The following is a 19,409-nucleotide window of genomic DNA, read 5'->3' on the forward strand; positions in this document are numbered from 1 at the left end:
AAAAACATGCTTAAAAGAATTTTGCTGTTAATTTTAGCGGGAGCTCTTATTTTTCAACCATCATTTGCCGCCGGCAGGTTCTCCGGCCTTGAAGGCAAGTTGAGGTCTATCGCATATAAGAACTACGGCAGGCAGGTGTTCCGCGGATACTTGATCGGTGTATCGTTCATCGATGTCAATACAAAAAGGGCCGTCTCGGTGAACGGGAGCAGGCCTTTTCCCGCGGCATCCATAATAAAACTGCCGGTGATGGCATGCTTGTTCTCCATGTCCGACCGTAAGCAGATAAATTTGGGGGAGCACATCTATTTTTCGGATGAAGACAAGCTTCCCGGTGCCGGGATACTGCGGTGGCTGCAGCCGAACAGGTATACGCTATGGAATTACTGCAGGATGATGATATCTCTTTCCGATAATACGGCGACAAGGATCATCATAGGAAGGATAGGCAGAAAAGCCGTGAACAGGTACTGCAGGAAGACAGGACTTTATAAGACCTATTTGTTGAATGCGAATCCTCTCACTGAACCTCCGGACAGGACGGTTAACATCACGACCCCTAATGATATCGCAAAATTGCTGCTGAGGATACAGAAAGGGGCGGGCTTTACTTCTTCGTCGAGAAAGGACATGCTTTCGTTCATGTTCAGCCAGAAGTACAGGTTCGGCATTCCGTTCGTTTTGCCAAAGGGCTTTAAATGCGCCAACAAGACCGGCAATATTTCTAACGTCCTCCATGACTGCGCTGTCGTGTACGCCCCGCGCGGCAAATATGTCCTCTGCGTTTTTACGAAAGGTTTCAGGCATGACCGGAGCGCGAGGGTGGTGATAAACAAGGTCTCGGCAGCCGTGGCGGGTTATTATAAATAAAATAAGTTATAATTATTATATGAGATTAAAGATCATCCCGATATCTTTGGTGATAGCGGTCACGCTTTTTGCTGGGTTATTACAACTTTAAAAAAGCGTCAAAAAAGATTTTCCCGTCACATTGGAAGGCAGTGTCCTTCAGTTCGCGTCGAAATACCTCACCCAGGATTGTATGGTTATATCAAAATCAAAACATCTTATTTATTACTGCAATAATGGTTTTATCGTGCGTAATGTGTCATGGAAAGGTTTCGACCTGAAATTCCCGGCGCCAATTGCTATCGGCATGGGCGGCAGGTATGAGACACCGGCAGGGGAGTATTATATCTGCCAGAAAAATGCGGACAGCCGCTTCACGCTTTTTCTGGGACTGAGCTGGCCGAACATCGCGGATGCCAATAAGGCGGTAGAGTTGGGGTCCAGGTTGAGCGCTTCCGATTACAGGAGGATCGTGGCAGCTAATATTTTGAGGGCCCAGCCGCCCTGGGACACCCCGCTGGGCGGGACATACGGGATCCACGGTGCGCCTACATATATGAAATATGCCATCGACAGGATGGAGAAGAAAGATCCGGACCTTATTTATGTAACAAAAAGAGACAATACAAGAGGATGCGTGGCAGTGGAGCACCGCTACCTGAAATTTCTATTTGCCAATGTCGATGAAGGCACCCCGGTGCTGATAGTAAATTAAACCTGTGCAAGGAATGCGATTTCTTCTATTCCTGCTGGGGAGAGTCCGAATACCCGGCTACTTCTTCAGCTTGAAAAGCGTCTCCACATCACCAAAGGCCTCAAAGGTCTCCTTGTTCACGTAAACGATGACCTTTTTGGTCTTTATCCATTCCCCTTCCTTTTCTATATGGACGTTGCCTGTCATCGTGATCGTCTCTTTATTGTCGTCATAAAAAGCGTGGTCCGCCTTTGCGTTCTTTCCTTTTTGGATAACAAATACTTTACCGTCCGCTGTCGCATTGCCGTTCCTTGTCGAGACTTTCAGGCTGTCGCAGTTCAAAAGAACCCCTTCGCTCATTATTTTTTTTGCTTCCGTATTCCTGATCTTGAGGACGGTCCGTTCTTTAAGAATGTGGCCGCCTTTTTTGATGAAAGCCCTGACATTTTTTATAAGTGTCGCCGTCTGTTCTACGTCGTCAAATGAAAGCGCGTCCGACGAGGCGATCTTGCTTTTCTGCGTCAGTTCTACATGGCCGTTCATCAGGCCGCTGTAATCTTTTGTCGAGAAAGAGAGATCATCGGACTTGATATCGGTCATCACCGCCTTCTTTTTTACGCGGACCCTCACTTTATTGTAAGCCTTAAGCGTATCCTGTCTGAAATAGCTTTCCATCGTTGTCGCACCTATTGTATAGTCGCCGGCCTTTATGTGCGGGCCGGATGTCATAGTGCCGATGTTCTTTTTATGGTTTATGTCGATGTGTCCGGTCGTAGCGGTGTATTTCCTGTCAAAGACCCGCACATCATCGGCATTCGACCTTTTCTGGGGTGAGGAATACCAGAGATAAGACGCCAGGACCTTCGTGAATCCTTTTGAAGGTTCTTTCAGGACCTCGGTGGTGCTGGCATGCGCCACATCGATGCTTGCTTCCAGAGGCTGCGGCTCCGCGGTTGATGAGAAGGCCTCTATCCTGCTGTTGTAATTCGTGACGATGACCCTTTTTGCCCGCAAGTCTTTTATTATCAGCCTTCCTTTTTTGAATACATTTCCTTTGTCGACGTCCTCGAATTCGATGATGTCCTGGCCTCTGTTGGCGGAAAGCCTTTTTGAAGATATTTCCCAGTTTTTTTTGCCGTCCTCAAAACCGGTGACGCTTATATTGTCAGCGTGCAAAACTTTTTCTTTCCTCACGTCGGAAAGAAGCCTTATGTCGGGCACGATGATATAAAGCAGTGCCAGGCCGGCCGTGAAAGCGACGGCAGTAAATATAACTGATCTTTTACTGTCCAGACCTTCAAAAAAACGGCGCATTTTTATCATAGAAAAAAGGATACCATAATTGACACTTTTTTAGAAGTGATGATAGAATAAAGCTGTAAGCAATAAGCTCCAAGATGTAAGCACGAAGATCGCAAAGATCTATTTTTTTGCTTACAGTAAAAATAGAAAGGGGAAAGAAATGGCAGGCAAGGTCAAAGTCGGTATCAACGGGTTCGGGAGGATTGGGCGTCTTGTATTTATGGCGCTGGTTGAAAAAGGGGTCCTCGGCAGGGAGGCGGACATAGTCGGGGTGGTGGACATCAGCACCGACGCGAAATATTTCGCGTACCAGCTGAAATATGATTCTGTCCACGGCAGGTTCAAGGCAAAGATATCCACGGAAAAAAGCAGCCCTTCTGCTGCCGAGGATGATGTCCTGGTCGTGAACGGTGACAAGGTAAAATGCATAATGGCGACAAAGGACCCCTCGCAGCTCCCGTGGAAGGAACTGGGAGTGGACATAGTACTCGAATGCACGGGGCTCTTTACCGATTCAGAAAAAGCGAAAGGCCACCTGGCCGCAGGCGCGAAAAAGGTCATAATCTCGGCCCCCGGGAAAGGCGATGTAAAGACAATAGTGATCGGCGTCAATGACAATGAATATGATCCCGCAAAGCACAACATCGTCTCCAACGCTTCCTGTACGACGAACTGCCTAGCCCCGCTGGTCCACGTGCTTTTAAAAGAAGGTATCGGAGTTGAAACAGGTTTAATGACAACCATCCATTCTTATACAGCGACACAGAAGACCGTTGACGGGCCTTCCAAAAAGGACTGGCGCGGGGGAAGAGCGGCTGCCATCAATATAATTCCCTCGACAACGGGCGCAGCGAAAGCCGTCGGTGAAGTCCTTCCCGCGACAAAAGGCAAATTGACGGGGATGTCGTTCAGAATACCGACTGCCGATGTTTCCGTTGTTGACCTGACCTTCCGTTCGGTAAAAGATACGTCAATCGAAGAGATAGATTCGTTACTGAAAAAAGCGTCGGCTTCCTATCTGAAAGGGATACTCGGCGTGGCAGATGAAGAAGTAGTCTCCACCGATTTCATCCATGACGAGCGCTCTTCGATCTATGATTCGCTCGCGACGCTGCAGAACAACCTTAAAGGCGAGAAAAGGTTCTTTAAATTAGTATCCTGGTATGATAACGAATGGGGCTATTCCAACAGGGTAGTGGACCTGCTCGTTAAGATGATCGGTAAGGGTTTATAATGTAGGGGCGGGGTGATCTCCGCCCGGGCCCGGGAAAAAGAACTAAAAATGCCCCGCACTTTGGCACAAAGTGCGGGGTTCATTTTCAGAAGGAGGATAAAAGATGAAGAAATGCATTTCTGACCTGAAAGATAGTGAACTGAACGGCAAGAGAGTGCTTGTAAGGGTCGATTTCAATGTGCCGCAGGATAAAGCGGGCAATATTACGGACGACAGGAGGATAAGAGAATCGCTCCCGACGATAAAATATCTTATAGATAAAGGATCAAAAGTGATCCTCGTCTCCCATCTCGGCAGGCCCAGCGGTGTGACACAGGAGCTGAGGATGAACCCCATAGCAAAAAGGCTCGAGGAACTGCTGGGGAAGAAAGTCCTGAAACTAGATGACTGCATCGGAGAAGAGGTCGAGGATGCCGTTTCAAAGATGAATAACGGCGACGTGACGCTGCTCGAAAACGTGAGGTTCTATAAAGAAGAAGAGGCGAACGATGAGAACTTCTCCAAAAAACTTGCCGCTTTGGCCGATGTCTATGTCAACGACGCGTTCGGTACGGCTCACAGGGCCCACGCTTCAACTGAAGGTGTCGCTCATATCCTTCCGGGAGTCTGCGGGTTTCTGATCAGAAAAGAGCTTGAGTTCCTCGGCGGCGCGCTTACAAACCCGAAGAAACCGTTCGTCGCTATAATCGGCGGAGCTAAAGTCTCATCAAAAATAACCGTCATAAAGAACCTGGCTCAGAAGGTGGATACTCTGGTGATCGGAGGCGGGATGATATTTACTTTCATGAAGACCCAGGGTTTTGAGATAGGAAAATCTCTGGTCGAAACAAAATTCCTTGACCAGGCAAAGGTAATATGGTCGCAGCTGAAAGGGATGCCGAATTTGAAGCTGATAGTCCCTGTAGACCATGTGGTGGTCGCCGAGTTGAAAGCAGACGCGCCGTCAAAAGTCGTGCCAAATGATGGTATCCCCGCCGACATGCTTGGCGTCGATATAGGACCCGAGACGATAAAACTGATAAAAGATGAGATCAAAAATGCCGGGACCGTGGTCTGGAACGGACCTATGGGCGTTTTTGAGATAGATAAGTTCGCAAAGGGTACCAACGAGGTCGCAAGAGCGCTTGCCGATTCAAAAGCCGTGACCATAGTTGGGGGAGGAGATTCCGCGGCGGCGGTAGAAAAAGCGGGCGTCGCCGATAAGATAACACATATATCCACCGGCGGCGGAGCTTCGCTGGAATTTCTGGAGGGCAAAATACTTCCGGGCATCGCGATACTGCAGGACAAGTAAAATGGCGAACACAAAAACGCTGGTAGTGATCAAACCGGACGGTATAAAAAAGTCCCTGACAGGGAACATTCTTTCCCGTCTTTCCGAGACAAAACTGCGTATCATAGGAGCAAAGGTCCTTCATGTGACGAGGGAGCTTGCCGAAAAGCATTACGCGCACCTGAAGGACAAGCCGTTCTTTAAGAGCGTTGTCGACTATATATGCGGCGATGTTTATGACGAGCCTTACAGGAGGGTCCTTGCCCTGGTTTATACCGGGCCGGACGCGGTAAAAAAAGTAAGGCAGCTTGCGGGCGTCACAAATCCTGAAGAAGCCGATGCCTCTTCGATAAGAGGCCAGTACGGCAGGATCACTTCAAAAGGCATATTTGAAAATGTTCTCCACTGCTCGGCAACTCCCGAAGAGGCGGAAGTCGAGATTAAACTTTGGTTTGATCCGGATGAAATTGTAGAAGCCATATATCCTACAGAGACGATCGAAACCAAAGTTAAAAAAAGATCCTGGAAGTAGTAAAGCAAGGGCCTATGGTTCAGTGGTAGAACACGGCGTTCGCAACGCCGAGACCTGAGTTCGACTCTCAGTAGGTCCATTAATATTTTTCTGCGAACTAACATTATCAGACAATGACAAAACCTGGAAGTGCTACAACTTCGCGGTTTACGGGGGATTTAAGAAGGCAGGTTACCGGCTAGATCAAACCTTTGAACGGGTTGCCGATGAACGCGACGATGATGACCTGGACGCCGTAAAGGATGAGGCTCCACGCCACCGATGAGATGATCCATGACTTTGTCCCTGACTCGCCGAGCCATCTCAGTATCCACACTCCGAGCGCAATGAGAGCGATGCCTGATACAATGCCGGTGAAGATAGCCATGGATATATTGTACATCAGAAAAGACAAAATATATCGTGAAAAATAATGTGAAATTTATTAAAAAGGCACACGATATAATTATAAGGTCAAAAACCGGCAGATCAAAGCTGTTGTCGGTTGTGATCCCAATAAAGACAGAAGGAGAAAAGTAATGAGCGGAATTAATGGCGGAAGTTTAGCGGTCCCGGTTACAGCCGATGAATACAAAAGACTGTCAGCCCTCAAAAAAGAAGGATCTGCAAGAAACACGGAAGTCGGGTCTGCAGGTTTTGGAGAAAGGCCAGTAATCTTGCTGGCTGCAGCGCAGCCGGTCGCATCAGCCCCGTCGCCGCAGTCGGCACCGGACACTTCGGAACAGAAAAAAATAAAAGGGTTGATCGATGTATTTAAAAGCCGTAACTACGTTTGGATCCAAGAAGCAGTCGAAGCTTTGCAAAAAATCGGAAGTCCTGCAATCCCGGCCATTGTCGAAGCGCTGAAAGACAATGAATGGATCGTTCGATATCACGCCGCCTATACACTAGGTGAATTTGGCGATAAACAGGCAGTCCCGGATCTCGTGAAAGCATTGAACGATAGTGAAAGCCTTGTTCGCCTGTCTGCACAACAAGCAATCGAAAAGATAAAAAAAGCACAAACTCAACCTGTTGCAAAACCCGGCACCATACCGCTCGAAAAGCCTGCGGGGGTCAAGAAATAGGCAGATAAGTCACTTTATAGCTCCTTGAACGAGACATAGTTGACTACAGGGACATCCCAGTCGGTGATCTGCCCGATAGATCAGAAAAGACAAAATCCGAAATTCGAATATCGGATGTTTCGCGCATACCCTCCAATGTGTTAAATAATCCGGAACATTTTTACTTATTGGTGGAGACGGCTAGATCCTTCAGCATTCCTCGGGAGGTGTCGTTATCTCCGAAGCTTCAAGGATCCCCTTTTCTACATAGATGGGCCTTATTACTTTCCTGATATGCGGCAGGCGTACGTAAAACAGCGCTGATGCAATGAGGCACATGATCCCGTTTATCATGACCGCGGTCGGTGCTCCAAGATTGTGGGCGAGCGTCCCGGCGATTATGCTTCCGAACGGCGCCATTCCTAGAAAAGCCATCGAATAGAGGCTCATGATCCTTCCTCTCTTGTTGTCAGAGACGATAGTCTGCAGCACAGTGTTGCTTCCTGCGATCTGCGTCAGCATCCCGAACCCCACGACAGGCATCAGTATGAGCGACAAGATATAAATCTTAGATAGTGAGAACAGGATCAACCCCGCGCCAAAGAGGGCTGTGCCGAAGTTCATCAACTTATTGAGTCCGACGACGCTTTTGCGCGAGGCAAGGAACAGACCTCCTGCAAGGGCTCCCATTCCCGCTCCGGACATCAGGAAACCGAGTGTCTGAGGCCCTCCGTGAAGGATGTTCTTCGCGAAAATAGGCATCAGTATCGCATACGACATCCCTGCAAGGCTCACCATGCTGATGAGCAGGATTATGTCCCTTATCGCCTCATTATGATAGGCGTAAGACAGGCCATCTTTGAATTCCCTGAAGAAAGGCTTTGCCACTCTCTTTTCCTCAGTGGCCGTGATCTTCATCATCATCAGTGATATTATAACGGCGACATAGCTTACTGCATTGATAAGAAAACAGTAACCTTCACCGAACATCGCGATCAGCACTCCCGCGACAGCAGGTCCGATGAGTCTCGCGCTGTTAACCATTGATGAGTTAAGCGCTATCGCATTTCCCAGGTCCTCTCTTTTGACCATCTTGACCACGAAGGACTGTCTTGCCGGCATGTCGATCGAGTTAACGAGCCCAAGGACCGCTCCCAGTAAATAAAGGTGCCAGACCTCGATCCTGCCTGAAAGTACAAGAGATGCAAGCGCAAGCGCCTGAAAAAGGGAGATGGTCTGAGTGATGATGAGGACCTTCTGCTTATCCCACCTGTCGACCATCACTCCCGCGAAAGGCGCAATGATGAACGCCGGTATCTGGCTTGAGAACGCCACGGCTCCGAGGACAAAAGCTGAGTTCGTCATCCTATACGCCAGCCAGCCCACCGCGACGGCCTGCATCCATGTCCCGATCAGCGATATGCTCTGGCCCGCAAAAAACAAACGGTAGTTGCGGTTCTTCAGTGCGCGGAATATGTTCGCAAAAGATCCATTCATGACTAATTTTATTATATCATCAGCGGTGCGTCATCAAAGAACTTCCGGTCGGCGTCCGAATAAACGACGAAGACGATCTTAACTACCTGCAGTAAAGGTCGTTCTCTATCCTGTTCAACAGATCTGTGCGGTCATCGCTGACGGACATGTTGGTGATGCCTCCGATCGCCTGCATCACGGTGGTCACATCCTTCATCGATGATTCCGCGTCCTTGAACTGATGGTCGCGCGGTATGTAGTACACAAAGACGATGGTCGGCAGTCCGGCGGCACTGATCGCGTTACGCGTCGTTGTGACCTCTCCGGAAGAAGTCACGATCTCAAAATCCGGAAAAGGCCGGCCGTAGACCGCGGAGATCATGGTCAGGTCCATTTTCTTGCCGGTCCTGTCACCTGAAGTCCTCCCGTTCTCGACAACAGCCTTAAGCGCCTCACCCATATTTTCGATATCTCCGAGTATCCGGTTATCCTCGAATTTGGTATCCCTCATCAGAAAGCATTCGAAAGCGCCGAAGCCGTTCCTGTCAAGAAGGACCGCTTCATCCTGGCGCAGACCTTTCTTATTGATCCAGTCCGCAAGAAATGCCGGTTTTCCCCCGGCTTTATTTGTGTCCCAATTGAGTTCCGGGGTGTAATAGAACTTGATGTCCTGGAACTTCGATTCATTAAAAGTCGGGTTTTTAGGGCCCAGATTGATGGCGACGACATTCTTCGGGGCGTAGGGCATTGCAGCGAAAGAGACCGCGGACAGCACGGCGGCAAATATGACGGCTGACACGAACAGGTGTTTTTTCATTTTCTTTTCTCCTTTAATACCACATAATACACTTTATTTTAGTATAATTTCAAGGGCGGGGGGAAATATTAAACTTTATCTTGCATTTTTCCATTGACAACGAGTGCCGGAATGATAAAATATCTATAAATGAAAAAACTGATCGCATTAATACTGGCGGCATCTTTAATAGCAAACTTTACTGTAGCTTCTGTTTCAGCAGCGAAGAAAAAAGCCCCGAGAAAGCCGGGGAAGAGGATCGTCAGGACCGTGAAGAATAAAAAGGCCGTGAAGAATAAAAAACCCGCGAAGAAGACAAAAGCTGCAAAGAAGACGAAAGCCGCAAAGAAGACAAAAGCCGCAAAGAAGACAAAGGTCACGAAGAAAGCAAAAGCCGCGAAGAAAAAGATAACAGCAAAAGCTGCGAAGATAAAGAAAGCCGCAAAGAAGCCGGCTTTAAAGCCGACACTAAAAAAAGCTCCGGCAACACCGTGGGTGCCGCCGTTACCTGAAAAAGTAACTCCTGCCCGGGTATCAACTGCAGCGGCAATTCCGGTTGTCCCGTCACCATGGGGCTTGACCATAGGGGCTAACTTTGGCGTGTCCGCGGGTCTTACGGCTGCATCGGCAGTGTTAGATTATCCGCTCACAAGATTTATCCGGGGTGCGAAGGTGAGGTTAGGCGGAGATTATCTCACGGGAGCCAGCGGAAAGGATACCGACCTGAAGATAGCCACGCTGAAATTAGGCGGCATTTACGCGCTCGATATGCTCAAAATGCAGGACGTGCCGGTCGACTGGTACATCGGGGGCGGGATAATCGTGCCTCTGAAGGTCAGCGGCGGAAGGACCGGTTCATACGGCCTTGAAGCTTATATCGGCGCTAACATCGCGGTATTTGATATTGGCGCCTTTAATGCGCAGTTTGGATACTCTGCAATAAAATATGGCGGTGCTAGTGCAGCAAAAGGCGGCATAGCGACGATCGGATACGCGTACACGTTCTGACCGGTTAAAATAAACCCCCCTGTCACTTCGTGACATCCCTGCCTGCCGGCAGGCAGGTCTCCTTGTCAGGGGAGAACTAAAATTTGGATTTCTATTTTCCCTGCCCAAGATCAAAATCGAGTGAAATTTATAAAAAATACCATCGATACTCTTTCAGCCGATGACGATCCGGATATTAAAGGGAGAAAATAAAAATGCAGACAACTAGGACTTCTTTTGCAGCAGCGTTAAGGACGAGCAGCAGGATCGATGTCGCCGCCAGGATAACTTCGGCAAGACTTTATTCACCTAATGGTGATTATTGGAGATCCCGTGCCAGTATTCCGGGAGCTGTCCGTGCATTAAATGAAAAAATAATAGATAAGAAAATGGTCGCGGCTATATTTGCTGATGACAAAATGCCCGTTGCCAGGGCTGCGGATATATTAGCTAGAGTAGAAATGGCTGCGGGAATTTTGGCTGATGTCAAAATGTCTATTAGCAGGGCTGCGGGTATATTAACTGATGACAAAATGCCTTTAGAGAAAGCTGCGGGTATATTAACTGATGACAAAATGCCTTTAGAGAAAGCTGCGGGTATATTAGCTGATGACGGTATATTAACTGATGACAAAATGCCTTTAGAGAAAGCTGCGGGTATATTAGCTGATGACAAAATAGATTTAATGAAAGTTGCGGCTATATTTGCTGATGACAAAATGCCCGTTGCCAGGGCTGCAGGAATATTTGCTGATGGCAAAATGCCTGTTGCCAGGGTTGCGGGAATATTAGCTTATCTCAAAATACCTGCAAGCAGGGCTGCGGGTATATTAGCTGATGACAAAATGCCTGCTAGCAGGGCTGCGGGAATATTAGCGCATGATCTTATTAATCCTTGGAGGGCTGCGGGTATATTAACTGATGACAAAATGCCTGTTGCCAGGGTTGCAGGAATATTAGCTGATTACAAAATGCCTGTTGCCAGGGCTGCGGATATATTAGCTGATGACAAAATATCTTTAGAGAAGGCTGCGGGTATATTAGCTGATGATAAAATGAGTCTTTGCAGGGCTGCGGATATATTAGCTGATTACAAAATGCCTGTTGCCAGGGCTGCGGATATATTAGCTGATGACAAAATATCTTTAGAGAAGGCTGCGGGTATATTAGCGCATGATCTTATTAATCTTTGGAAGGCTGCGGGGATATTGGCTGACGGGAAAATGCCTTTAGATAGGGCCGTGAGAATATTAGCATGTGATCTTATTAATGTTCAGAAAGCTGCGGGTATATTAGGTGGCGGCATAATGCCTATTACCAGGGCCGCGGATATATTAGCCGATGAAAAAATCTCTTTAGATAAGGTTGCAGGCATAATCGGGGAAATGCCGGACGTAAACGCAATTTACATCTTAGCTGAAATGGGAGACGAACTCGTAAGACGAATTATTGAGAAGATAGGAAAATAAAATGCAGACAGCAAGACCTTTTTTTGCGGCGGCGGTAAAAACAAGCAGGGCCGATATTACAACAAGGATAGCTTCAGCAAGACTAACATCCCCAGGTAATTACTGGAGGTCCCGTGCCAGTATCCCTGAAGCGGTCCTCGTGCTCGGCAATGAAAAGACGGATTTAGGAACGGTCGTGCGCATATTCGCCGATTACAAAATGCCTGTCGGCAGGGCTGCGGGAATGCTGGCCGGAATGCACAGGGCTGCTGAAATATTAGCTGACACAGGAATGCCTGCGCTCAGGTCTGCGGAAATATTAAAATGTTTTACTTTTGATGCCGGCACGGCTTCGTGGATATTTGCCGATAAAAAAATGTCTATAAGCAGAGCTGCGGCTATATTGGCTGAAAGGACGATAACTTCAGATAAGGCCGCAGAAATACTTGCTGATGGAAGAATGCCTTTAGATAAAGTTGCGGGAATATTTGCCGATATCAATATGACCGGAAGCCGGGCCGCAATTATTCTGGCAGATGAAAAAATGCCCCCAGTCCGGGTTGCGAGGATATTAGCGCACGATCTTATTGAGCCCAGGAAGGCCGCTGATATATTATCTGAAAATACAATAGGAATAGTAAAAATTGAGGCAATATTTGCCGATGAAAGCCTGCCTTTAGAGAAAGCTGCAGTCATTTTAAATGATGACAGGTTGACTGTAGAGAAAGTCGCTGCGACTTTAAATAACGGCAAAATGCCTCTCAGCAGGGCCGCGGGTATTTTAAATGACGGCAAAATGACCGTTGCCAGAGCGGTTTCAATAGTAGTACATAACAATATGGATGAGAGAAGAATCGAGACAATATTTGCTGATGACAGAATGCTGCCGGACAGGGCCGCTGCAATATTGGCTGATGAAAAAACAACCGCTCATAAGGTCATGAGAATATTAGCCTTTGAAAAAATGCCTGCAAGCAGGGCCGCGGCAATATTAACTGATGACATAATGTTCCCGTGCAGGGCTGCAGCAGTATTTGCCGATGAAAAAATGCCGGCCCGCAGGGTTTTGAATATACTGGCTGATGACAAGGTCTCAGTAAGTAGGGCTGCGGCAATATTGGCTGATGAAAAGATGCTTGCAAGCAGAATCGCGGATATATTTGCGCAAGTAATCAATATCGACTATCAAACTGCCAGCCCGCTCAGGGTCACTTATGACAAAACAATGCCTTTAGAAAAGGCCGCGGCGATAATCGGGGCAATGCAGGACGAAAGAGCCGTCAAAATATTAGCTGAACTGGCAAACGACGTCGTAAAAATGTTCATTGACGAGATGGAAAAAAAGGAAGAGCAAAAATAAAGCAGGTCATAACTCAGCATTAGATGATATCGTAGTATGTTCGCAAGTCATTCCAACTGTTTGAATATTCATAAATCTTCTGTCAAAGAATGTTCCTTTTCCATTGACTAATCAAACCATATCGTTTTATAATGAAACAACAGAAATAAATCATGAACAATAAAGAACAATTTAAGGCCATCAAAAATTTCATCGACCACAACTACCGGCACTTCAACGCAGCGGTCGTGAAAGATGCTTCCGCCGCTTATGTGGAGCACCTGGGCAAAGGCGGAAAAATGTTCCTTGCGATGGCGGGCGCCATGAGCACCGGAGAGATCGGGCTCACGCTTGCGGAGATGATAAGGCAGGACAAAATCCACGCGATATCGACAACAGGCGCGAACCTTGAAGAGGACATATTCAACCTTGTCGCCCATGACTTTTACGAAAGGGTTCCCGGCTACAGGTATTTTACAAAAGACGACGAGGAAGCACTTCTTGCAAGACATATGAACAGGGTGACAGATACATGCATTCCCGAAGAAGAAGCGATGAGAAGGATAGAGAGGATAGTCCAGAAATACTGGTACAAGGCTGAAAAAGAAGGGAAAAGATATTTTCCTTACGAGTACATGTACAGGATCATCAGGGACGGAGTGCTGAAAGAAAGTTACCAGATAGACCCGAAAGATTCCTGGCTGATAGCAGCATGCGAAAAAGATCTCCCGATATTCGTCGGGGGCTGGGAAGATTCAACGATAGGCAACGTCCTTGTCGCAGACCATAAAAGAGGAAATATCAAAGACATGTCTATCGTGAAGACCGGGCTCGAGACCATGAGCTTTTTGATCGACTGGTACAAAAAGACATCTAAAGACCACCCGATAGGCTTTTTCCAGATAGGGGGCGGCATAGCAGGGGATTTCCCGATATGTGTCGTGCCTTTGATCGAGCAGGACCTTTTTGAGAAAGATGTCAGGAAGTGGGGATATTTCTGCCAGATATCCGACAGCACCACGTCTTACGGTTCTTATAGCGGCGCGGTCCCTAATGAAAAGATCACGTGGGGCAAACTGGGAAAAGAAACTCCAAGTTTTGTAATTGAAAGCGACGCGACGATAGTAGCCCCTCTGATGTTCTCGTATATCCTCGGCCAGGAATAGCTTACTTCAGCTTTATACCGTTCCAGTCACCGCCGTCTTTACCGTCCCCGTACCACCAGTGGCCGTTGATGCTGTTCCCGTCGGAAGACAGGGTAAATGTGCATTTTCCGCTGCATTGCGGGGCGGAATAAGTGGGAGCTTCAGACCAGGTGCCTTCCATGGTCTTTCCGTCCGCAGCGAGGTTGGCTTCTATCTTACCGCTATTATATGTATAATCCCCTATAACTTTCATTCCGTACACGGCAAATGTCAGGACTCCCCATTTTGAGTTCCATTTACCTTCAAATCCTTTTACATAACCCGCGGGATCAGAGGATGTTCCGGCTGCCGTTACTGCAGGGACCGTGGCAGATCCGGTGATCTCGCCCGTGCCAAGCTCTATCTTTGAGATGTTAACGGCCGGCTGGGTGAGAGTAAAGATCTGTTTTGCCCCGTCCTTGAATGTGACGGACATCTCCTGGGCAGCGGCGCTGACCGAAAGAATTATAGAAAACAACAGTAAAAGAATAGCGGTCCTTTTTAAGATCATATTAAGCTCCTTTCTGAAAATACTAATTTTAGTGTACAAAAACAGGAAGGAAGTGTCAAGCGGCAAAAAGAGCAGTTGATTAAGGTCTTGACGGATGTTATGTTTATAATATCGGGAGGACGAGGTAATGCATATACCGGACGGTTTCTTAGACCCAAAAATGTCGGCGGGGATGATGGGTGCGGCGGCTGTGGCGCTTGCTTATTGTATGGCTAAGGTCAGGCAGGCGGTGACAGCAGTTGTTCCGGGAAAGGTCATGGCAGCTGCCGGAGCGGGAGCAAATAAAGTTCTCGGCGGAAGCCGGAGAGTTCTCACAAAGATCGGAGAACAAAAGATCTATAAGATGGGGATGGTAGCTTCTCTTGTGTTTGCGGCGCAGATGTTCAACTTTCCGGTAAGCAACGGAACTTCAGGTCATCTGATAGGTGGTGTGCTTGCGGCTGTACTTCTGGGGCCTTTCGCGGGAACAATAGTGATAGCAACGGTTTTAATAATGCAATCTATATTTTTTGCGGACGGCGGACTTTTTACGCTCGGAGCTAATATTATCAATATGGCGGTCGTAGCTTCGTTCGGGTGCTATTACATATATTATTTCGCCAAGAAAATTATGCCGGAGTGGAGCGCGGTGGCGATCGCTTCATGGGTGTCGGTGATGCTTGCGGCGGCGATGTGCTCGTTGCAGATCGGATTTTCAGGCGCCATCGCGTTAAGAACGGTTTTTTTGGCGATGATAAAAGTCCATGCGGTCATAGGAATAGCTGAAGCGCTCATTACAATAGCGTTCATAGGTGTTTTCAGGCGTCTTGCTGGTAATGAGGACGCAAAATGAAAAAGATATTCTGGTTTTCTATCGCCATAGCCATGCTTGCCGCTTTTTTTGCCTCAACATTTCCCGACGGGCTCGATTTTACCGCAGAGAAACTTGGATTTGGTAAACTGGCAGTCGAAAGATCTTCTATCATGACGAGATACTGCTTTCCGTTCATCGGCAGTGGGATTATCTCTACATTTATTGCCGGAGCCTGCGGGGTGGTCCTGACGGCCGGGATATTTTATTTTGCGGGAATGTATTTTCGAAGGATCAACCAACGATAGAAAGAACAACCTTTAAATGCTTAAAAAGTATTTACCGCTGCTGATATTTTTCTTTTTTGTAATGCCTTCTTATGCAGCCAGGCCTCTTGTGACGGACGATTACTCCACATTAGAGCACGGAAAATATGAGACAGAAACCGGCTTTAATATTATCAGGCAAAAGAACGACAATACGGTCTCAAGCGGTTTTGTCTTCCTGTTGAGAAGAGGGGTAAGCCCGGACATGGAACTTATGCTGGAGCTTCCGTACAATACATCGGATATTCAAAGAACAGCGGATGCTGTTATCCATGCAAAATTGAAGCTGATCAAATTGGGGGCGGATGAAGGCCTCGCTTTAAGAGGCGATCTGAAGCTTACTAATGGAAGCCCAGTGCCAAGCCTTGGTTCCGGCTTTACCGATTACGGGGCTGTACTTCTGCTAACAAAAAGATATTTAGGTGCGAAGTTCGACTTGAACGCGGGTTATATCGTAGTCGGAGACGCCGCCAACAGTCCGTGTGATGATATGTTTGTTTATTCTGCTGCCGTCGAAAAAGTATTGACGGAGAGTTTCAATATTGTCGCTGAGTACTTTGGTTCATCATGTCAGATAAAGACCACAGGCAAACTGCAGATCGGTGGGCAATGGCAGGTGACTAAGGGCGCAAGATTTGATGCGGGTTATTCAATTGCCATGACAGAGGCATCGAGTAATGTCGCGACGATCGGGCTTACATCAAAATTTTGATATAATAAAAATATGCCAACATACGAATATAAATGCGCCTCATGCGGCAAGACCTTCGAGGAGTTCCAAAGCATAAAGGACAAGCCTTTAAAGGAGTGCAATTTCTGCAAGGGCCCCGTGAGGCGGATGATCCACGCGGCGGGGATAGTGTTCAAGGGATCGGGATTTTACGTGACGGATAATACCAGGGATAAGAAAACCGCTGAAACTTACATCTCTCCTCCCAAGAAAAAAACCGAACCAAAACAGGCGGATAAAAAATAAACTTTTGGCAAAACCCCCGATTGACACACATATAATAATATAGTATAGTTACATACGTATGACGACAACTAAGACCTGAAAGGGAAATCTCATCAGACCCTTTAAGCAAAGCGCTGATGAGCGCTTTTTTTTCGTCTATACAGGGCAGTTCCGGGGGCAATAATGATTGCCGGGGACGTTAAGCTCAAGAACCTTGATAACTAAATAAGGTAATCCGCGTGTAAAGAAGAGGCGGGGATCTGACACAAGGATCCCTGCGACGCGAATCTTTCCGCCTGTTTTGCGACAGGGCGGAACAGATGCGTTAACTAGTGATTGTGGGACAAGATACTAAGGGCATATGGAGGATACCTTGGCTACTTCAGGCGATGAAGGACGCGTGTGGCGGCGATATTCTTCGGGGAGCTGTCAAACAAGCATTGATCCGAAGGTTTCCGAATGGGAGAACCCGCGCAGAGTCATGTCTGCGCATGAAAAAGCAAACCAGGCGAACTGAAACATCTTATTAACCTGAGGAAAAGAAATCAACTGAGATTTCCAGAGTAGCGGCGAGCGAAATGGAAACAGCCTAAACCTTATAAGAGTAATAACCTGCAAGTGTTTCTTATAAGGTGTCGCGGGGCGTTCAAGTCACGATTGCAGTCGTGACGGGAAGTTACAAAACATTATTTTAGCAGAAGTCTCCTGGAAAGGAGCGCCAAAGAATGTGATAGCCATGTAAGCGAAAAGATAATGTCTTTCTCGAGCGTCCCCAAGTACCACGAGACACGAGAAATCCTGTGGGAATCCGGGTGGACCATCATCCAAGGCTAAATACTAGAAGTAGACCGATAGTGAACAAGTACCGTGAGGGAAAGGTGAAAAGCACCCCGGGAGGGGAGTGAAATAGTACATGAAACCGTATGCCTACAAGCAGTCAGAGCCCTGAGCAATCGGGGTGATGGCGTGCCTATTGAAGAATGAGCCGGCGACTTATTGTTAGCAGCAAGGTTAAGTCCCTTTTACGGGACCAGCCGCAGCGAAAGCGAGTCCTAAATGTTTGGGCGCCCGCCATGAACCATGCGCAAGCTTAGGTTCATGGCATTAGTTGCTAGTAATAGACTCGAAACTGGAGCGATCTATCCTTGAGCAGGGTGAACCCCGATGAAAATCGGGGGGAGGCCCGAACGAGTAGATGTTGAAAAATCTTTCGATGACTTGAGGATAGCAGTGAAAAGCTAAACGAGCCCAGAGATAGCTAGTTCTCCCCGAAATGGTTTTAGGGCCAGCCTTGTGTGAATGGCTGCGGAGGTAGAGTACAGTTTGGACTAGGAGACCGGAAGGTTTGCCAAATCCTGGCTAACTCCGAATGCCGCAGTGCTATGCACAGGAGTGAGTCTGCGAGGGATAAGCTTCGTGGGCAAAAGGGGAACATCCCAGATCGTCAGCTAAGGTCCCTAAGTATATACTAAGTGGTTAAGGAAGTGAGGTCGCTAAAACAGCCAGGAGGTTGGCTTAGAAGCAGCCATCCTTTAAAGAGTGCGTAACAGCTCACTGGTCGAGTGATCTTGCGCCGAAAATAAACGGGGCTAAAGTATATCACCGAAGCTACGGATTTCCACCGCCTCGGCGGTGGATCTGGTAGGGGAGCGTTCTATTGTAGGTTGAAGTCGCGGCGTGAGCCGCGATGGACGAAATAGAAGCGAGAATGTCGGCATAAGTAGCGAAAAGACAAGCGAGAATCTTGTCCGCCGAAAACCTGAGGTTTCCTGGGGAAGGTTCGTCCACCCAGGGTAAGTCGATTTCTAAGCCCAGCCCCGATCTTTATCGGGGGTAAGCGATGGTAAACAGGTTAATATTCCTGTACCACTATCCGCAGTTAACCTGCGTGGGGACGCGGGAAGATAGGCCAGCCGGTTATTGGATTCCGGTTCAAGTCCTGTCAGCAATGGCAGGATGAGTACGGTGGTTTCAGCAATGATTCCAGAAGTGGTCAAGTCATCCTGACGAGAAAAGCCATGCTTGTTTGCGGGTGGTGATCGTACTACAAACCGACACAGGTGGGTCGGCTTAAAAAGCCAAGGCGCGCGAGAGAACCCTCTTTAAGGAACTAGGCAAAATGGTCTCGTAACTTCGGGAGAAGAGACGCCCCCGGTTAAATTCGGGGGTCACAGACATTAGGCTTCTGCAACTGTTTAACAAAAACACAGGTCTCTGCAAACCAGCAATGGGATGTATAGGGGCTGACGCCTGCCCAGTGCCGGAAGGTTAAGAGGAAATGTGAGATTATATCAAGCATTGAATCGAAGCCCCGGTGAACGGCGGCCGTAACTATAACGGTCCTAAGGTAGCGAAATTCCTTGTCGGGTAAGTTCCGACCCGCACGAAAGGCGTAATGATAGAAGCGCTGTCTCGAAGAGGGACTCGGCGAAATTGGGATATCCGTGAAGACACGGATTACCTGCACCAGGACAGAAAGACCCCGTGGAGCTTTACTGTATCCTAGCTTTGAGTTTCGATGTGATCCGTGCAGCATAAGTGGGAGACTTTGATCCCGGGCCGTTAGGTTCGGGGGAGTCGTCAGTGAGATACCACTCTGGTCTCGTTGGAATTCTAACCCGGAATGTTGAATTCTGGGAACAGAGTTAGGTGGGCAGTTTGACTGGG

19 protein-coding genes, 1 tRNA gene and 1 rRNA gene are annotated in these 19,409 nt (G+C 47.8%); 16 read left to right on the forward strand and 5 right to left on the reverse strand.

The genetic code is table 11. The features are described from left to right. The first annotated feature begins 6 nt into the window (after positions 1-6). Both NTZ10_02180 and NTZ10_02185 read left to right on the forward strand, forming a co-directional pair. On the forward strand, positions 7-870 hold the full coding sequence (locus NTZ10_02180) for a class A beta-lactamase-related serine hydrolase (GenBank protein ID MCX5749042.1): 864 nt from the start codon (positions 7-9) through the stop codon (positions 868-870). Positions 871-1,042: 172 nt separating this feature from the next. Further along, complete coding sequence (locus tag NTZ10_02185; GenBank protein ID MCX5749043.1) at positions 1,043-1,564, forward strand: L,D-transpeptidase; 522 nt, start codon at positions 1,043-1,045, stop codon at positions 1,562-1,564. A gap of 57 nt (positions 1,565-1,621) precedes the next feature. Here NTZ10_02185 and NTZ10_02190 read toward each other — a convergent pair whose 3' ends face one another. Beyond that, positions 1,622-2,866 (reverse strand): hypothetical protein, encoded by a 1,245-nt coding sequence (locus NTZ10_02190; protein ID MCX5749044.1) that lies wholly within the window; start codon positions 2,864-2,866, stop codon positions 1,622-1,624. A gap of 139 nt (positions 2,867-3,005) precedes the next feature. Between NTZ10_02190 and gap the strand changes: the two genes are divergently transcribed. From gap to NTZ10_02210, 4 genes are all read left to right on the forward strand, one after another. After that, positions 3,006-4,079 (forward strand): type I glyceraldehyde-3-phosphate dehydrogenase, encoded by a 1,074-nt coding sequence (gene gap, locus NTZ10_02195; protein MCX5749045.1) that lies wholly within the window; start codon positions 3,006-3,008, stop codon positions 4,077-4,079. A gap of 103 nt (positions 4,080-4,182) precedes the next feature. Continuing rightward, on the forward strand, positions 4,183-5,373 hold the full coding sequence (locus NTZ10_02200) for a phosphoglycerate kinase (protein ID MCX5749046.1): 1,191 nt from the start codon (positions 4,183-4,185) through the stop codon (positions 5,371-5,373). A 1-nt stretch (position 5,374) separates the two neighbouring features. Further along, entirely contained in the window at positions 5,375-5,884 is a 510-nt protein-coding gene (locus NTZ10_02205; GenBank protein ID MCX5749047.1) for a nucleoside-diphosphate kinase, read from the forward strand. Between the two features lie 8 nt (positions 5,885-5,892). Beyond that, a tRNA-Ala gene (locus NTZ10_02210) sits at positions 5,893-5,963 on the forward strand. Between the two features lie 99 nt (positions 5,964-6,062). On the opposite strand, the gene NTZ10_02215 is transcribed toward NTZ10_02210, so the two are convergent. Further along, entirely contained in the window at positions 6,063-6,251 is a 189-nt protein-coding gene (locus NTZ10_02215) for a hypothetical protein (protein MCX5749048.1), read from the reverse strand. 151 nt (positions 6,252-6,402) lie between these two features. Between NTZ10_02215 and NTZ10_02220 the strand changes: the two genes are divergently transcribed. Continuing rightward, the gene (locus NTZ10_02220) at positions 6,403-6,951 is read left to right on the forward strand and encodes a HEAT repeat domain-containing protein (GenBank protein MCX5749049.1); all 549 of its coding nucleotides are present in this window, start codon (positions 6,403-6,405) and stop codon (positions 6,949-6,951) included. 189 nt (positions 6,952-7,140) lie between these two features. Here NTZ10_02220 and NTZ10_02225 read toward each other — a convergent pair whose 3' ends face one another. Both NTZ10_02225 and NTZ10_02230 read right to left on the reverse strand, forming a co-directional pair. Then, positions 7,141-8,427: an MFS transporter gene (locus tag NTZ10_02225; GenBank protein MCX5749050.1), complete on the reverse strand. Its 1,287-nt coding sequence runs from the start codon at positions 8,425-8,427 to the stop codon at positions 7,141-7,143. 82 nt (positions 8,428-8,509) lie between these two features. After that, positions 8,510-9,223: a hypothetical protein gene (locus NTZ10_02230; protein ID MCX5749051.1), complete on the reverse strand. Its 714-nt coding sequence runs from the start codon at positions 9,221-9,223 to the stop codon at positions 8,510-8,512. Positions 9,224-9,352: 129 nt separating this feature from the next. Here NTZ10_02230 and NTZ10_02235 point away from each other — a divergent pair, with 129 nt between their 5' ends. The 4 genes from NTZ10_02235 (at position 9,353) to NTZ10_02250 (ending at position 14,142) form a co-directional block, all read left to right on the forward strand. Continuing rightward, positions 9,353-10,210 (forward strand): hypothetical protein, encoded by an 858-nt coding sequence (locus NTZ10_02235; protein MCX5749052.1) that lies wholly within the window; start codon positions 9,353-9,355, stop codon positions 10,208-10,210. A 194-nt stretch (positions 10,211-10,404) separates the two neighbouring features. After that, a complete protein-coding gene (locus NTZ10_02240; GenBank protein ID MCX5749053.1) occupies positions 10,405-11,658 on the forward strand; it encodes a hypothetical protein in 1,254 nt (417 codons plus the stop codon). Between the two features lies 1 nt (position 11,659). Then, positions 11,660-12,997, forward strand: a complete 1,338-nt coding sequence (locus NTZ10_02245; GenBank protein ID MCX5749054.1) for a hypothetical protein — start codon at positions 11,660-11,662, stop codon at positions 12,995-12,997. Positions 12,998-13,149: 152 nt separating this feature from the next. Further along, positions 13,150-14,142 carry a deoxyhypusine synthase family protein gene (locus NTZ10_02250; GenBank protein MCX5749055.1) on the forward strand — a complete coding sequence of 331 codons (993 nt, stop codon included), beginning with the start codon at positions 13,150-13,152 and terminating at the stop codon, positions 14,140-14,142. A 1-nt stretch (position 14,143) separates the two neighbouring features. Here NTZ10_02250 and NTZ10_02255 read toward each other — a convergent pair whose 3' ends face one another. Continuing rightward, positions 14,144-14,671: a hypothetical protein gene (locus NTZ10_02255; GenBank protein MCX5749056.1), complete on the reverse strand. Its 528-nt coding sequence runs from the start codon at positions 14,669-14,671 to the stop codon at positions 14,144-14,146. A 127-nt stretch (positions 14,672-14,798) separates the two neighbouring features. Between NTZ10_02255 and NTZ10_02260 the strand changes: the two genes are divergently transcribed. The 5 genes from NTZ10_02260 to NTZ10_02280 all read left to right on the forward strand — a co-directional run. Further along, the gene (locus NTZ10_02260; GenBank protein ID MCX5749057.1) at positions 14,799-15,503 is read left to right on the forward strand and encodes an energy-coupling factor ABC transporter permease; all 705 of its coding nucleotides are present in this window, start codon (positions 14,799-14,801) and stop codon (positions 15,501-15,503) included. Then, positions 15,500-15,769, forward strand: a complete 270-nt coding sequence (locus NTZ10_02265; GenBank protein MCX5749058.1) for a PDGLE domain-containing protein — start codon at positions 15,500-15,502, stop codon at positions 15,767-15,769. Before NTZ10_02260 ends, NTZ10_02265 begins: the two co-directional genes overlap by 4 nt. A 16-nt stretch (positions 15,770-15,785) precedes the next feature. After that, entirely contained in the window at positions 15,786-16,499 is a 714-nt protein-coding gene (locus NTZ10_02270; protein ID MCX5749059.1) for a hypothetical protein, read from the forward strand. Between the two features lie 12 nt (positions 16,500-16,511). Further along, positions 16,512-16,763, forward strand: coding sequence for a zinc ribbon domain-containing protein (locus NTZ10_02275; protein ID MCX5749060.1), 252 nt, complete (start codon positions 16,512-16,514; stop codon positions 16,761-16,763). Positions 16,764-17,083: 320 nt separating this feature from the next. Continuing rightward, positions 17,084-19,409, forward strand: a 23S ribosomal RNA gene (locus tag NTZ10_02280); the annotation flags it as partial.

Source organism: Candidatus Saganbacteria bacterium (genome assembly GCA_026387835.1).
Lineage (GTDB): Bacteria > Margulisbacteria > WOR-1 > JAKLHX01 > JAKLHX01 > JAPLKZ01.

Coding starts and splice junctions, on each gene's coding strand:
- NTZ10_02180 (MCX5749042.1), top strand. CDS start 7: ATGCTTAAAAGAATTTTGCTGTTAATTTTAGCGGGAGCTCTTATTTTT.
- gap (MCX5749045.1), top strand. CDS start 3,006: ATGGCAGGCAAGGTCAAAGTCGGTATCAACGGGTTCGGGAGGATTGGG.
- NTZ10_02205 (MCX5749047.1), top strand. CDS start 5,375: ATGGCGAACACAAAAACGCTGGTAGTGATCAAACCGGACGGTATAAAA.
- NTZ10_02275 (MCX5749060.1), top strand. CDS start 16,512: ATGCCAACATACGAATATAAATGCGCCTCATGCGGCAAGACCTTCGAG.
- NTZ10_02270 (MCX5749059.1), top strand. CDS start 15,786: ATGCTTAAAAAGTATTTACCGCTGCTGATATTTTTCTTTTTTGTAATG.
- NTZ10_02245 (MCX5749054.1), top strand. CDS start 11,660: ATGCAGACAGCAAGACCTTTTTTTGCGGCGGCGGTAAAAACAAGCAGG.
- NTZ10_02225 (MCX5749050.1), bottom strand. CDS start 8,427: ATGAATGGATCTTTTGCGAACATATTCCGCGCACTGAAGAACCGCAAC.
- NTZ10_02265 (MCX5749058.1), top strand. CDS start 15,500: ATGAAAAAGATATTCTGGTTTTCTATCGCCATAGCCATGCTTGCCGCT.
- NTZ10_02215 (MCX5749048.1), bottom strand. CDS start 6,251: ATGGCTATCTTCACCGGCATTGTATCAGGCATCGCTCTCATTGCGCTC.
- NTZ10_02190 (MCX5749044.1), bottom strand. CDS start 2,866: ATGATAAAAATGCGCCGTTTTTTTGAAGGTCTGGACAGTAAAAGATCA.
- NTZ10_02260 (MCX5749057.1), top strand. CDS start 14,799: ATGCATATACCGGACGGTTTCTTAGACCCAAAAATGTCGGCGGGGATG.
- NTZ10_02230 (MCX5749051.1), bottom strand. CDS start 9,223: ATGAAAAAACACCTGTTCGTGTCAGCCGTCATATTTGCCGCCGTGCTG.
- NTZ10_02255 (MCX5749056.1), bottom strand. CDS start 14,671: ATGATCTTAAAAAGGACCGCTATTCTTTTACTGTTGTTTTCTATAATT.
- NTZ10_02235 (MCX5749052.1), top strand. CDS start 9,353: ATGAAAAAACTGATCGCATTAATACTGGCGGCATCTTTAATAGCAAAC.
- NTZ10_02240 (MCX5749053.1), top strand. CDS start 10,405: ATGCAGACAACTAGGACTTCTTTTGCAGCAGCGTTAAGGACGAGCAGC.
- NTZ10_02185 (MCX5749043.1), top strand. CDS start 1,043: ATGGTTATATCAAAATCAAAACATCTTATTTATTACTGCAATAATGGT.
- NTZ10_02220 (MCX5749049.1), top strand. CDS start 6,403: ATGAGCGGAATTAATGGCGGAAGTTTAGCGGTCCCGGTTACAGCCGAT.
- NTZ10_02200 (MCX5749046.1), top strand. CDS start 4,183: ATGAAGAAATGCATTTCTGACCTGAAAGATAGTGAACTGAACGGCAAG.
- NTZ10_02250 (MCX5749055.1), top strand. CDS start 13,150: ATGAACAATAAAGAACAATTTAAGGCCATCAAAAATTTCATCGACCAC.